This window comes from Blastococcus sp. CT_GayMR16 (assembly GCF_004570875.1).
Taxonomy (GTDB): Bacteria; Actinomycetota; Actinomycetes; order Mycobacteriales; family Geodermatophilaceae; genus Blastococcus_B.
In genome coordinates this window covers 112,653-126,166 of sequence record NZ_SPQK01000006.1, presented here as the reverse complement: position 1 = coordinate 126,166, position 13,514 = coordinate 112,653, and the positions used below count along the sequence as shown (strand labels likewise).

Sequence of the window (13,514 nt, the reverse complement as noted above, 5' to 3'; positions counted from 1 at the left end):
ATAGGGACGCCGGGATGCTGACCGCGGTCGAGGGGCTCATCGCCGAGCTGCGCGCGACCGGGGTCCCGGTGTCGGTCAGCTCGGCCATCGACGCCGCCCGCAGCCTCGAGCACGTCGACGTCCTGGACCGGCGCGCGGTGCAGGTGGCGCTGCGGTCGGTGCTGGTGAAGACCACCGACCACCTGCCGACCTTCGACACGGTCTTCGACCTCTTCTTCGGCCTGCGCGCGCCCGACGCCGAGGACGGCGAGGCGGCCGAGGACGCCGGGCTGCCCGGCGGCGGGGGCGGCGGCGGGGGCGGGCTCGACGACCTCGACGACCTGGCGCTGCGCGAGGTGCTGCTGCGCGCGATGCGCTCCGACGACAGCACGCTGGTGCGGGCGATCGCCGGCCTGTACGTCGAGCGGCACGCGGCCCTCGTGCCGGGCCAGCCGGTGGCGGGCACGTTCAACCTCTTCCGGACCATGCGCGCGATCGATGCCGAGGGCCTGGTCACCCGCCTCGTCACCGAGGCCCCGGCCGGCGCCGATCACCTGCACGCACGCCTGGTGGTGGAGCAGTCCGAGGCGCGGGTGGAGGGCCTGCGGCTGGCGGTCGAGGGCGAGATCCGCCGTCGTCTCGTGGCCGACCGGGGCGCGGAGGCCGTGGCGCGCACCCTGCGGACGCCGTTGCCCGAGGACGTCGACTTCCTCACCGCCTCCCGCGAACAGGTGGACGCCCTCCGCGAGGTGCTGCGGCCGCTCTCCCGGGCCCTCGCCGCCCGGCTGGCCGAGCGGCGCCGGCACAAGCGCCGCGGTCACCTCGACTTCCGCCGGACCGTCCGCAACGCCATGTCCACCGGCGGCGTCCCGGTCACGCCGGTGTTCCGAGCACCGCACCCGGCGAAGCCCCGCCTGGTGGTGCTGGCCGACATCTCGGGCTCGGTTGCGACCTTCGCCGGCTTCACGCTCCAGCTGGTCCACGCCCTGCGCTCGGAGTTCTCCTCGGTGCGGAGCTTCGCCTTCGTCGACGGCGTCGACGAGGTGACCGCGCTGATCGAGGAGTCCGACGACATCGCCGACGCCGGCCGCCGGATCAACGCGGCCGGTGCGGGGGTGTGGCTCGACGGCCGGTCGGACTACGGCAACGCGATGGCCACGTTCGCCGACCGGTGGGCCGAGGAGCTGACCCGGCGGACCACCGTGCTGATCCTCGGCGACGCCCGGGGCAACTACCACGACCCGCAGGAGAAGAGCCTGGCCGCGATCCGCCGGCGGGCCGGCGCGCTGCACTGGCTCAACCCGGAGCAGGCGGCGGCGTGGGACAGCGGCGACTCCGTCATCGGCCGCTACGCGCCCTACTGCGACACCGTCGTGGAGTGCCGCAACCTCCGGCAGCTGCGCGCCTTCGTCGAGCAGCTCGCGTGAGCCGCATCCAGACCTCCCGGGCCGGTCGGCCACGGGACCGCATCCGACGGGCCTCCCCGTCGGCCGACCGCCCTCACGAGGAGGAACGCCCGTGACCGACACAGCGTCCGAGACCGACACAGCGTCCGAGACCGACACCAACATCTCCCCGGAGATGGCCGCCGCCACCGGGACGGAGATCGCCCGCCGGGTCAGCTTCCCGGTGACCGACTCCGACATCCGCCGCTGGGCACTGGCCGTCTACTGGCCCGAGGAGCCGCCGGCGCACTACCTGCGCGGCGACGCCCCGCTGACCGCGCCGGAGGAGTTCAACCCCTTCGCCTGGGCCGCCGCCGAGGTGACCACCCACCCGTCGGGCGCCGTGGGCGAGCAGAACGACCCCGACTCGACCGAGAAGCAGATCGGGGTCGCGGGGCCGGGGCTGACGTTCATGCTCAACGGCGGCATGGAGGCCGAGTACGGCGCTCCCATCCGGTCCGGGGACGTCATCACCGGCGTCAACCGGCTGGCCTCCTACTCCGAGCGTCGCGGCCGGCTCGGCCTGATGCTCTTCACGGTCATGGAGGACACCTGGACCAACCAGGACGGCGCGCTGGTCAAGCGCGGCCGCACGACGCTGATCCGCTACTGAGCGCCAACGACGACGAGAGGACGAGTCGATGACCAGCACGGCACAGACCCGCGAGGTCGCCGTCGGCGACCAGCTGACCCCCTTCACCCGGAAGACCGGCTTCGCCAACTGGAACCGGTACGCGGCGGTGAACGACGAGTTCGTCCCCATCCACATGGACGACGAGGCCGGTCAGGCGGCGGGCTACCCGACCGCCTTCGGCATGGGGAACCTGCAGTGGTCCTACCTGCACAACCTCATCCGGAACTGGATGGGCGAGGACGGCACGCTGGTCTCGATCAGCTGCCAGTTCCGCGGTCCCAACGTCAAGGGCCAGACCGTGACCGCCAAGGGTGAGGTGACGGCCGTGGAGGACGGTCCCGACGGGCGACGGGTCAGCCTGCGCGTGTGGACCGAGGAACAGGACGGCAACGCCCTCGCCCCCGGGACGGCCGAGGTGCTCCTCCCCCGCTAGAACCCGGGACGACGAAGGGCCCTGCGCACCAGCCGGTGCGCAGGGCCCTTCGTCGTGCGGGGCGTCAGCTCTCGAACGGGTCGTTCGGGACCGTCTCGGTGGTGAAGAAGTGCGGCGCACCGAAGGTGTCCGCCGGGTCGGCCGCGAGCAGGCCGGGGCGCAGCCGGCTGGTCTTGACGCCCTTGCGGTTGAGCCACTCCTCGGCGGAGTCGAGGTCGACCACCTTGAACGTGACGCTGTAGATCATGTTGCCCCACTGCTCGACGTGCTTGCCGAGGTCCGACGTCTTGTCGAGCGGCTCCACCAGCCGCAGCAGGCAGTCGCCGAGGTGCAGGATCTGGTACTTCGCCTGGATCTCGTCGTCGATGCCCTCGGACACCGGGATCGCCTGCATGGTGTCGACGTAGGTGCGCACGCCCTGCTCGAGGTCCTTGACGCCGAGGGTCACGTAGGCGAGGCGGTCGATGGTCAGCGGGCTGTTGCGCCACATGCTCGCCATCGACGTCCAGTACGGCGACAGGCGCGGGTCGTCGGGCATGTCGGTACGGCACATCTCGACCATGAGGCCGGCGGTGTCGCGCGGGCTCGGGTAGAAGTAGACCGTCGCCGGGTCCATCTTCTCGATCTTGCCGCCGCCGGGCTTGCCGATGTACACGCCCTGGTCGATCAGCCGATCGCCGAGGCCCTCCAGGTCGTCGACCTTGTAGCCGACCGAGTGCAGGTGCTGCCCGAACTTCGTGTAGAACTTGCCGACCGGCAGCTGGGGGTTGACCGGCTGGTTGGGTGCCATGGCCTCGACGCAGTAGTCGCCGATCATGATCAGGGTGGCCCAGCGGTCCTCGTTGGGCAGGAAGTTGATCTCGTCCTGGCCGAGGTAGGTGTAGCCGAGGAAGACCTCCTCGTAGAACTTGGTCAGCTTCGCCACGTCGTCGGTCATGTGGACCACGTGGATCATGATCCCGATCCCGTGGTCACCGGTGGTGGTGACAGTCTTCTGCATCGTTGCTCCTCTGTCGTCAGGTCGTCGGGACGGCGATGCCGCCCCGGAAGTCGTCGTTCAGCGCGCGTCGTACCACTGCAGCACCGGCGGCTCGCCGGCGAAGTCCATGGTCTTCGTGGGCGTGAACCGCCCCGCGGCCGCGCCGAGCGCCCGGGCCGCACCGGCCAGGTCGTCGGTCTTCAGCTCGTAGATCGCGAGGAAGCGGGTGGCCGGCGTCCCCTCGGCCGTCACGTCGTTGAGGCCGTACCGGCGGACGTCGACGATGCCGGGCACGGCGGCCTTCACCTCGGGCACGTGGGTGCCCTCGTACCACTCGTGGAACTCGTCGGCCGCGGCGTCGTCGACGGGGCTGCTCCAGGCCAGGAGCATCGCGTTGTGGTCAGCCATGGAGGGTCTCCTGCGTCTCGGTCGTCGTAGCGGTAGAAGCCTCGGCGATCTCCCGCTGCCCGGCTCCCACGCCCACCCTGGCGGACACTAGGCGGCGGGCATCGCCTCCGTCAACAGCGCTACCGTAAGCTCGTCGATAAGACCGCCGCCGTCTCCCGGAGGACACCATGACCGACGCCGCCACCCTCTACATCGACGGCAAGTGGACCGGGGCGGCCGACGGCGCGACGTTCGACGTCCTGGACCCCAGCACCGACGTCGCCTTCGGCGCGGCCTCGGCCGGTGGGGCGGCCGACGCCCGCGCGGCCCTCGACGCCGCGAACGCGGCCTTCCCCGCCTGGTCCCGGACGACGGCGTACGAGCGGTCGGAGATCCTGGTCCGGGCGCACCGGCTGCTGGGCGAGCGGGCCGAGGAGCTGGCCCAGCTCATGACCCGCGAGCAGGGCAAGCCGATCCGGATGGCCCGTGCCGAGGTGAAGTACGCCGGCGACTTCCTGCTGTGGTTCGCCGAGGAGGCCAAGCGGGTCTACGGGATGACCATCCCGTCCGCCCGCGCCGACCAGCGGTTCACCGTGCTGCGCCAGCCGGTCGGGGTGGTCGCGGCGATCACGCCCTGGAACTACCCGATCTCCATGATCACCCGGAAGGTGGCCCCGGCGATCGCGGCCGGCTGCACCACCGTGCTCAAGCCGGCCGAGCAGACGCCGCTCTGCGCCGTGGCGGTGTTCGAGATCCTGCACGAGGCGGGCCTGCCGGCGGGCGTGGCGAACCTCGTGACCGCCGAGGACCCGGCTCCGGTGTCCGACGTCTGGCTGAACTCCCACGAGGTCCGCAAGCTCACCTTCACCGGCTCCACCGAGGTCGGCATGATGCTCGCCTCACGTGCCGCGGCGAGCATGAAGCGGGTGTCGATGGAGCTGGGCGGCCACGCCCCGTTCCTGATCTTCGACGACGCCGACATCGAGCACGCCGCGAAGGGCGCGGCGCTGGTGCGCTTCCTCAACACCGGCCAGGCGTGCATCTGCCCCAACCGCATCTACGTGCAGCGCCCCCACGTCGAGGCGTTCACCGAGGCGTTCACGGCGCGCGCCGCCAAGCTGAAGGTCGGCGCCGGCACCACCGACGGCGTCACGATCGGCCCGCTGATCGACGGCGCGGCGATGGCGAAGATGCAGCGCCAGGTCGACGACGCCGTCGCCAAGGGGGCGCGGGTGACCACCGGCGGCACCGCGGTCCGGCCCGACGGCCTCACCGGGCAGAACTTCTTCGCACCGACCGTGCTCGCCGACGTCACCCCGGACATGCTGATCTACCGCGAGGAGACCTTCGGGCCGATCGCGGCGATCGTCGGTTTCGACGACGAGGCGGACGCGATCGCCATGGCCAACGACACCCGCTACGGCCTGGCCTCCTACGTCTACACCAACGACCTCAAGCGCTCGATCCGGGTCACCGAGGCGCTGCGGTTCGGGATGATCGGCCTCAACGACATCAACCCGACGTCGGCGGCGGCACCCTTCGGCGGCGTGGGCGAGAGCGGCACCGGCCGCGAGGGTGGCTCGACCGGGATCGACGAGTACCTCGACATCAAGCTGATCGGCACCGCCCTCTGACCGCTGCCTGCCGGCCTGGTAGGTATGCGCGGTGACCGACATCCAGGACGTCCTGTCCATCGAGCAGCTGGACGCGGACGTCTTCCTGGGCCGGCCGGTGCCCACCCGGATGACCCGCACCTTCGGCGGGCAGGTGGCCGGCCAGGCGATGATGGCCGCCGTCGGCACGGTCGACCCGGCTCAGCCGGTGCACTCCCTGCACGGGTACTTCCTCCGGCCGGGGGTGCCGGACCGGCCCACCGTGTTCCTCGTCGACCGGGTGCGCGACGGGCGCTCCTTCGCGACCCGGCGGGTGAGCGCGGTGCAGAACGGCGAGACGATCTTCTCGATGTCGGCCTCGTTCCACCGCGGGGACGACGGACCCGAGCACCAGGTCAGCGCCCCGGCGGTCCCGCGCCCGGAGGAGCTGGCGCCGGGGGTGTCCGGGAACGGCGGCCCGGACGAGTTCTTCGCCGCCGAGTGGCCGCAGTGGGAGGCCGCGGAGGTGCCGGCGCCCGCGGGCGAGGACGTTCCCGGCCGGGCCCGGCAGCTGCTGTGGGTGCGCTACCGCCACCGCCTGCCGGACGATCCCGCCGTCCACGTGGGGGCGCTGACCTACCTCAGCGACATGCGCCTGCTGGGCACCGGCGCCCTGCTGCACCCCGGCACGCGCCTCCAGTGGGCCTCGCTCGACCATGCCCTCTGGTTCCTGCGGCCCTTCCGTGCCGACGAGTGGCTGCTCTACGACCAGGCGTCGCCCTCGGCCGCCAGCGGACGCACCTTCAACGAGGGTCGGATCACCGACGTGCAGGGCCGGCTCGTCGCGACCGTCGTCCAGGAGGGGCTCATGCGGTCGGTGCGGGAGCCGCACGCGGCCCGCTGAGCCCACATGAACGACGGCCCGGCCCCCGCGGGGGGACCGGGCCGTCGTGCGTGAGACGAGCGCGGGATCAGACCTCGATGAGGACGGCGCCGGCCTGGCCGCCGCCGGCGCACATCGTCGCGATGCCCAGGCCGCCACCGCGGCGGCGCAGGTCGTTGATGAGCGTGGTCAGCATCCGGGCGCCGGTGGCGGCGATCGGGTGGCCGAGGCTGCAGCCGCTGCCGTGGATGTTGACGATCTCCTCGTCGATGCCGAGCACCTTGCAGGCCGCGACCGGGACGGACGCGAACGCCTCGTTGATCTCCCAGATGGCGATGTCGGACTGCTTCACGCCGGCCCGCTCGAGCACCTTCGGGATGGCGCGCAGCGGCGCCATGCCCATGAGGCGCGGGTCGATGCCGGCCGACGCCCAGCTGCGGATCGTGGCGATCGGGGCGAGGCCCTCGGATGCCGCGAGGTCACTGCTGACGATGGTGAGCGCCGCGGCCGCGTCGTTGACGCCGCTGGCGTTGCCGGCGGTCACCGAGAATCCCTCGATCTCCGGGTGGAGCACCTTGAGCGACGCGAGCTTCTCCATGCTGGAGCCGCGGCGCGGGTGCTCGTCGACGGAGAAGTCGACGTAGCTGCCGTCCTTGCGGAGCGCCTTGATCGGCACGATCTCCTCGACGAACAGGCCGGCGTCGATGGCCGCGATCGCCCGCTCGTGGGACCGGACGGCCCAGGCGTCCTGGTCCTCGCGGGTCAGGCCGGCTTCCTTCGCCGTGTTCCAGCCGACGCTGATCGACATGTCCATGTTGGGGGCTTCGGGGCTGTCCGGGTGCGTGGGCGGGTACCACGCCACGAACTCGTCCTCGGTGCCGGGGACCCGGCGCTGCAGGCGCGGCGACAGGGACGCCGACATGACGCCGCCGGCGACGATGGCGCGGTCCATGCCGGACTTGATCGAGCCGGCGGCGATGCCGACGGCGGTCAGGCTGCCGGCGCAGTGCCGGTTGACGGCCTGGCCGCCCGCGTTGAGCAGGCCGGCCTCGACCGCGGCGTGCCGGGCGATGGCGCCGCCGCCGTAGCCGGACTCGGCGAAGACGACGTCGTCGACGAGCTCCCGGTCGATCCCGGAGCGCTGGAGGGTCTCCTCCAGGACGACCTTGGCCATCTCCTCGGGCGTGGTGTCCGCCAGGGTGCCCTTGCGGGCCGTTCCGATGGCGGTTCGGACTGCGCTGACGATCACGGCGTCGGGCATGAGCACCTCACTGGGCTGCTTCGAGGGAATCAGGAGAACGGCGGGGGTTACGGAGGGTCACCCGGCGATCCCGCTACGGGGGAACTACCACTCGGCCCTCCCGGCAGTGTAGAACACCTTACGGTAAGGACCAACAACTTCGGGTGCCGCGGCCGAGGCCACCGCCCGACACCGCCTCCGGGCGGCACATTCGAGGAGCACACATGGACCTGTCCAACGCATCCGCCCTGGTCACGGGTGGCGCAGGCGGCTTCGGCGAGGCGACGGTGCGCCGGCTCGTCGACGGCGGCGCGAAGGTGGTCATCGCCGACCTCGCCGCCGACAAGGGGAAGAAGCTCGCCGAGGAGCTCGGGGACAGCGTCCGCTTCGTCGAGACCGACGTGCTGAGCGAGGAGTCGGTGGCCGCGGCGGTCGCCGCCGCCACGGAGCTGGCGCCGCTGCGCGTCGCCGTCATCGTGCACGGCGGCCCGGCCGCCGGTAAGCGCATCATCGGCCGCGACGGCGCCCGCTACCCGCTGGCCACGTTCCGCCGCACCGTCGAGGTCTTCCTCACCGGCACGTTCAACGTGCTGAGCCAGGCGGCCGAGGCGATGGCGGCCAACGAGCCGCTGGACTCCGGCCAGCGCGGCGTCATCATCTCCACCGCGAGCATCGCCGGGTTCGAGGGCCAGGCCGGCCAGTCCGACTACTCCGCCGCCAAGGGTGGCGTCATCGGCCTGAACCTGACCGCGGCCCGCGACCTGGCGCCGCTGGGTATCCGGACGATGGTCATCGCCCCCGGCACGTTCCTCACCCCGGCCTACCCCGACCCGGTGCAGGCCGAGGCGCACTTCGGCCCGACGGTGCCCAACCCGAAGCGGATGGGTCGCCCCGACGAGTACGCCCAGCTGGCGCTGCAGATCGTCCAGAACGACTACCTGAACGGTGAGACGATCCGCATCGACGGTGCGCTGCGGTTCGGTCCCAAGTAGCTCGACCGACTACGGGCCGGCCGGCGGGGGCCTCCCCCGCCGGCCGGCCCACCGGACACGACGAGGAGGGGCACCGGGTGAGGAGAACGGACGCAGCCGCAGCGCTCGTCCCGTTGGCCGAGGTCGCCGTGGGACCGCCGCCCCCGCTCGTGCTCGACGAACGCGGGCGGCCCGTCGAGCCTGTGCTCGCGGTGTCCGCGGGCGAGTTCACCACCCTGGACGACGAGGCACGCCGGCGCGTGGTCGCCACCCTGCGCGGCACGCGGCGCGCCACCGTGGCGGTGGCCGGGCCGGGTGTGCGGGTACCCGGGGAACTGGCGCAGGCGGTCGACCTGAGCCTGGCCGACGCCTCCGCGGGCGGGCGGGTGATCGCGGTCCCCGACCCGCTCGCCGCTCTCGCCGGTCTCCGCGACCGGTTCGCCACCACTCCCCTGGCCGCGCTGACCTACACCTGGCTGCTCCGCCAGAGCGCGGGCCTGCCCGTGCCGGCGGCCCTGAGCGCGGAGTCGGCCGCCTACTCCACGCTCCTCGCCGGCCCCGAGTTCGCCGCCTGGCTGGCCGGCCGCGGCGCCCCGCGCCCGCCGGACGACCGCAGCGACCGCGTCGCGGCGACCCTCGCCGGCGACGTCCTCTTCCTGCGCCTGACCCGGCCGGCCCGCCGCAACGCCGTGGACGCGGCGATGCGGGACGCGCTGCTCGCGGCGCTGGCCCCCGCCGAGTGGGACCCGCTGCTGGAGGTGGAGATCAGCGGCGACGGCCCGAGCTTCTCCGCGGGCGGGGACCTCGACGAGTTCGGGACTGCGGTGGACCCCGCCGGCGCCCACGTGCTGCGGCTCGGCGCGAGCGTCGCCGAGGTCCTGCACCGGCTCCGCGACCGCGTGACCGTCCGGGTCCACGGCACCTGCCTGGGGGCCGGCTTCGAGCTGCCCACGTTCGCCGGGCGCGTGGTCGCCGCACCGGACACCGTGCTGGGCCTGCCGGAGCTGGCGATGGGCCTCATCCCCGGCGCGGGCGGCACGGTCGGCATCGTCCGCCGCGCGGGCCGCTGGCGCGCCGCCTGGCTCGGCCTCACCGGCACGCGGGTCGACGCGGCCACGGCCCGGGAGTGGGGCCTGGTCGACGAGATCGACGGCGGGCACGCCGTCGCGTCACCGCGGGCGGCGGAAGAGGATCTCCTGCGCGAGTGACGCGGCCAGCTGCCCCGAGGCGTCGTGCACCGTTCCCGTGTACCAGCCGCGGCTGGCGGCGCTCTGGTGCGGCACGAGATCCATGAGCACCCAGTCGTCGAGCCGGACGGGCCGGTGGAACCACAGGGCGTGGTCGAGGCTCGTCGTCCCCAGGTCCGAGACGTCGTCGAGGCCGGCCGTACCGGTGAACAGGTCGGACAGGTAGGTCAGGACGCACGCGTGGACGAGGGGGTCGTCCGGGAGCGGCAGCGTGGACCGGGCCCACACCCGCGTCGGCCACGCCCCGTCCGGGAACGGCTGCGTCGGCAGCGCCCCCTCCAGCGAGAACAGGTGGGTGAGCTCGGCCGCGCGGGATCGCTCCGGCGGCTCGGCGTCCGGCATCCCGTCGACGTCCTGCTCCGGGCCGGTCAGCGGGACGGCGAACGAGCAGGACATCGTGAAGATCAGCCGCCCGTCCTGGGTGGCGACCACGCGCCGGCTCGAGAACGACCGCCCGTCACGGTCCCGCTCCACGCGGAACTCCGTCGCGCGGCCGGGGTTCCCCGCCCGCACGAAGTAGCAGTGCAGCGAGTGCGGCAGCCGGTCGGGCGGGACCGTGTGCGCGGCCGCCCGCAGCGCCTGGGCGGCCACCTGTCCGCCGTACAGGAAGCCGCCGTCGTCGTAGACGAGGTCGGCCCGGAACACGTCCGGCCCGGCCTCGGCCAGCGCGAGCAGGTCGAGGATCGACGGTCCGGTGGTCAGCGTCCCGGGGCCGGCGTCCAGTCCCGTCATACTGCCGCGGTGTCCGACTTCTTCACCGGCCGGTAGGACGTCGCCAGCAGCAGCCCGGCGGCGACGAGCCCCAGCACGGCGGCGAACGCCGCCCACTCGGGGCCCTCGAGGTGCCAGTCGAGGAGTGCGTGGTCGACCGACCAGTCACCGGGGCCGATCGACGCCATCCCCACGGCCACGGTGCCGACCAGCAGGGTGTACTCCCAGCCGCCCTTGAACACGAAGTAGCCCTTGCCGCGGTGGTCGGTGAGCGAGGCCACCGCCATCAGCCCGACGAACGCGGCGCAGGCCAGCGGGAAGAACAGCCCCAGGCTGAGCAGGATCCCGGCGCCGATCTCGTTGACCGGCGCGATGCGGGCGTGCAGCCACGCAGGACGCAGGCCCAGGCCCTCGAACCACCGGGTGGTGCCGGCGAGCCCACCGGCACCGAAGAGCTTGTTGTAGCCGTGCGCGATCAGCATCAGGCCGAGAGCCAGCCGGATGATGAACATGCCGAGGTCGACATCTGTGGACACGGGCGCTCCTCCGAACCGTGCGCGGAGCGGTTCGCTCCTGGTGGCCCCTGCCCGCCGCGCGGGCAAGGGGATCGTGCACCTACCGCCGGGGTGGCGGCCAGCAGGACGTCATTCGGCCGACATGAGCATGCAGGCGGTGAACGCCGCGATCGAGTTCGCCGCGACCCCGACCTTGGCGTCCGGGCGCTGCCGGTCGCCGGAGGTGCCGCGGAGCTGGCGCACCACCTCGGCCACGTGGTTGACCCCGTGCACCCGGCCGACGTTGGTCGCGCCGCCGTCGCAGTTCACCGGCACCCGCCCGCCCAGGGACGTGTTGCCCTCGGCGACGAAGTCGCTGGCCTCGCCGCGCCCGCAGAGGCCCAGCGCCTCCATCCAGTTCAGGGTGATCGGCGAGAAGCCGTCGTAGAGGCCGGCCACCTGCACGTCCTCCGGCGTCAGCGACGTGCGTGCCCACATGTCCGCGGCAGCACTGAAGCTCGACGTCCGCGTCATGTCCTCGGCGAGCTCGAAGTCGGACTCCCCGCTCGTCCCGAACGACCACGACTCGACGAAGACCGGCTTCTGGGCGAAGTCCCGGGCCCGCTCCTCGGTGGCGAAGATGACCGCGCCGCAGGAGTCGACGGGGTAGTCGCAGTCGAGCAGGCGCAGGGGCTTGGCCACGTACCGGGTGTTCATGTAGTCGTCGAGGGTGATCCGCTCCCGCAGCAGGGCGTCGGGGTTCAGCGCGGCGAACTCCCGCTGGGCCACCATCTGCCGGCCGAAGGCCTCTTCGCCCCAGCCGAACTCCGACATCATCCGCTGCTTGATCATCCCGGCCCATTGGGCGGGCCGCCCGGCCCCGAAGGGCTCGAGGAACTGCCGGCCACCCGCGGCGGAGGCGCCGGGCGTGGGCCCGGTGGCGCCGAGCCGCAGCATCGGCCGCAGCGCGAGGACGACGTCGGCGGTCCCGGAGGCCACGGCCGCGGCGGCGTGGATCCCGGCCGAGAGGAAGGCCGGGCCCTCGATGGAGCCCGACGTCCACTTCAGGGACGGGAGGCCGAGCAGCGCACCGCACTCGTAGGCCGGCACGAAGTGCGGGGGGAAGGCGTGCATCGCGACGCCGTCGATGTCGGCCTGCTCGACACCGCCGTCGGCCATGGCGGCCTGCGCGCCCTGGGCGATGAGCTGCTTGAGGGAGAGGCCGGTGTCGCGGCCCACCGTGGAGTAGCCGACGCCGACGATGGCGACCCGGCGTCCGGTGCCGGTCATGCCTGCACCGCGGCCGGCTTGAAGAGGGGCAGCGTGATCTCGTCGGTCACGTGCTCCCACACGACCTCGACCGGCATGCCGACTCGGACGTCGTCCGGGGAGCACTCGACGAGCTCGGAGACGAACCGCAGGCCGGGCTGCTCCTCCAGGTCCACCACGATCAGCGTGTAGGGCAGCCGGTTCGCGAAGAACGGGTGGAAGGCCTGCTCGGCGATCGTGTACGTGTAGACGGTCCCGCGCCCCGACAGCTCCTCGGGCGCCATGTCCGAGGACAGACAGCCCGGGCAGACGGGCCGCGGGTGGTGGTAGAAGCGCTTGCAGTCGGCGCAGAACTGCATCAGGAAGCGGTGCTCGCGCGTGCCGTCCCAGAAGAAGCGCGTCTCGTCGTCGGGCAGCGGCAGTGGCCGCAGCGGTGCGGTCTCGGTCATGGAGGCGTCCTGTCTGTTCAGCCGGCGGCCGCGGGAGCGGCGGCCGGCGTCGGGGTCGGAGAGGTGGCGATGCGGACGAGGGCGTCGGCCAGCTCGGCCGGTCGGGTGAGGAACGGCGAGTGGCTGCCGGGGAGCTCGACCACGTCGGACCCGAGGCGGCCGCGGGCGACCAGTCGCTGCCAGTCCGGCGACATCGCCGCGTCCTCGGTCAGGACGAGGGACGTCGAGGGAACGTCCGGCCAGGTGTCCAGCGGGCACGGCTCGACGAAGACGGTCAGCGCGTTGGACCGGAGCTTCTCCCACGACGAGCGGGCCAGCGGCTCGGGGACGTCCGGGTAGAAGTACGTGCGCGCGGTCGCCCACGAGCAGGCGCCGCGGCCGAGCTCGTCGGGCTCCTGGTCCGGCCCCATCGGCATCGTGACGGCCTGACCGCCCTCCGGGGTGCCGAGGTACTCGAGGAACGACATGCCCGGCACGGGGACGACGGCGCCGAGGAACACCATCCGGCGCACCGGGCGCAGAGTGGCGAGCACCGGCAGCGCCATGCCGCCCATCGAGTGCGCGACGGCCACGACGTCGTCGTCGGTCTCGCCGAGGGCGTCGACCACGCTCTGCGCCCACTCCCGGGCACCGGCGGCGTCATCCTCGATCGGCATGTCCGGAGCCACCGCGCGGTGGCCGCGGGCGGCGAGTTCCTCGACCAGCAGGTCCCAGCACCAGCCGCCGTGCTGGCCACCGTGCAGGAGGGCGAACGTCGTCACTGTCGTCTGCCTTTCGGGAAGCTATTCGATAGACCGCACT

General features: G+C 72.8%; 15 protein-coding genes. 7 read left to right on the top strand and 8 right to left on the bottom strand.

Translation table 11 applies throughout. The annotated features are described in order from the left end of the window. The first annotated feature begins 14 nt into the window (after positions 1–14). The 3 genes from E4P38_RS09510 to E4P38_RS09500 all read left to right on the top strand — a co-directional run bounded on the left by E4P38_RS09510 (position 15) and on the right by E4P38_RS09500 (position 2,491). Positions 15–1,406, top strand: a complete 1,392-nt coding sequence (locus tag E4P38_RS09510; protein ID WP_135131541.1) for a VWA domain-containing protein — start codon at positions 15–17, stop codon at positions 1,404–1,406. Between the two features lie 91 nt (positions 1,407–1,497). Continuing rightward, positions 1,498–2,037: a MaoC family dehydratase N-terminal domain-containing protein gene (locus tag E4P38_RS09505; RefSeq protein WP_209309024.1), complete on the top strand. Its 540-nt coding sequence runs from the start codon at positions 1,498–1,500 to the stop codon at positions 2,035–2,037. Between the two features lie 28 nt (positions 2,038–2,065). Next, positions 2,066–2,491 (top strand): MaoC/PaaZ C-terminal domain-containing protein, encoded by a 426-nt coding sequence (locus E4P38_RS09500; protein ID WP_135131540.1) that lies wholly within the window; start codon positions 2,066–2,068, stop codon positions 2,489–2,491. 64 nt (positions 2,492–2,555) lie between these two features. Here the strand turns inward: E4P38_RS09500 and E4P38_RS09495 are convergent, their stop codons facing one another. After that, the gene (locus E4P38_RS09495; RefSeq protein ID WP_135131538.1) at positions 2,556–3,491 is read right to left on the bottom strand and encodes a VOC family protein; all 936 of its coding nucleotides are present in this window, start codon (positions 3,489–3,491) and stop codon (positions 2,556–2,558) included. Positions 3,492–3,548: 57 nt separating this feature from the next. Continuing rightward, entirely contained in the window at positions 3,549–3,878 is a 330-nt protein-coding gene (locus E4P38_RS09490; protein WP_135131537.1) for a DUF4286 family protein, read from the bottom strand. 167 nt (positions 3,879–4,045) lie between these two features. Between E4P38_RS09490 and E4P38_RS09485 the strand changes: the two genes are divergently transcribed. Together E4P38_RS09485 and E4P38_RS09480 are read left to right on the top strand one after the other, a co-directional pair. Further along, positions 4,046–5,491 carry an NAD-dependent succinate-semialdehyde dehydrogenase gene (locus tag E4P38_RS09485; protein WP_135131535.1) on the top strand — a complete coding sequence of 482 codons (1,446 nt, stop codon included), beginning with the start codon at positions 4,046–4,048 and terminating at the stop codon, positions 5,489–5,491. Positions 5,492–5,522: 31 nt separating this feature from the next. Beyond that, positions 5,523–6,353: an acyl-CoA thioesterase II gene (locus E4P38_RS09480; RefSeq protein WP_135131534.1), complete on the top strand. Its 831-nt coding sequence runs from the start codon at positions 5,523–5,525 to the stop codon at positions 6,351–6,353. Between the two features lie 67 nt (positions 6,354–6,420). Here E4P38_RS09480 and E4P38_RS09475 read toward each other — a convergent pair whose 3' ends face one another. Next, a complete protein-coding gene (locus tag E4P38_RS09475; RefSeq protein ID WP_135131532.1) occupies positions 6,421–7,593 on the bottom strand; it encodes a thiolase family protein in 1,173 nt (390 codons plus the stop codon). A 203-nt stretch (positions 7,594–7,796) separates the two neighbouring features. On the opposite strand from E4P38_RS09475, the gene E4P38_RS09470 reads away from it, so the two are divergent. Beyond that, on the top strand, positions 7,797–8,564 hold the full coding sequence (locus E4P38_RS09470) for an SDR family NAD(P)-dependent oxidoreductase (RefSeq protein WP_135131531.1): 768 nt from the start codon (positions 7,797–7,799) through the stop codon (positions 8,562–8,564). A gap of 77 nt (positions 8,565–8,641) precedes the next feature. Beyond that, positions 8,642–9,751 carry an enoyl-CoA hydratase/isomerase family protein gene (locus tag E4P38_RS09465; protein ID WP_209309023.1) on the top strand — a complete coding sequence of 370 codons (1,110 nt, stop codon included), beginning with the start codon at positions 8,642–8,644 and terminating at the stop codon, positions 9,749–9,751. Here the strand turns inward: E4P38_RS09465 and E4P38_RS09460 are convergent. From E4P38_RS09460 to E4P38_RS09440, 5 genes are all read right to left on the bottom strand, one after another. Beyond that, entirely contained in the window at positions 9,713–10,522 is an 810-nt protein-coding gene (locus E4P38_RS09460; RefSeq protein WP_135131530.1) for an acyl-CoA thioesterase domain-containing protein, read from the bottom strand. The genes E4P38_RS09465 and E4P38_RS09460 overlap by 39 nt on opposite strands. Further along, positions 10,519–11,037 (bottom strand): DoxX family protein, encoded by a 519-nt coding sequence (locus tag E4P38_RS09455; RefSeq protein ID WP_209309022.1) that lies wholly within the window; start codon positions 11,035–11,037, stop codon positions 10,519–10,521. The genes E4P38_RS09460 and E4P38_RS09455 overlap by 4 nt, the downstream gene beginning before the upstream one ends. Positions 11,038–11,145: 108 nt before the next feature. Continuing rightward, on the bottom strand, positions 11,146–12,285 hold the full coding sequence (locus E4P38_RS09450) for a thiolase family protein (protein ID WP_135131529.1): 1,140 nt from the start codon (positions 12,283–12,285) through the stop codon (positions 11,146–11,148). Then, positions 12,282–12,713, bottom strand: coding sequence for a Zn-ribbon domain-containing OB-fold protein (locus tag E4P38_RS09445; protein ID WP_135131527.1), 432 nt, complete (start codon positions 12,711–12,713; stop codon positions 12,282–12,284). The genes E4P38_RS09450 and E4P38_RS09445 overlap by 4 nt, the downstream gene beginning before the upstream one ends. Positions 12,714–12,730: 17 nt before the next feature. Then, complete coding sequence (locus E4P38_RS09440) at positions 12,731–13,474, bottom strand: alpha/beta hydrolase (RefSeq protein ID WP_135131526.1); 744 nt, start codon at positions 13,472–13,474, stop codon at positions 12,731–12,733. Positions 13,475–13,514: the final 40 nt, after the last annotated feature.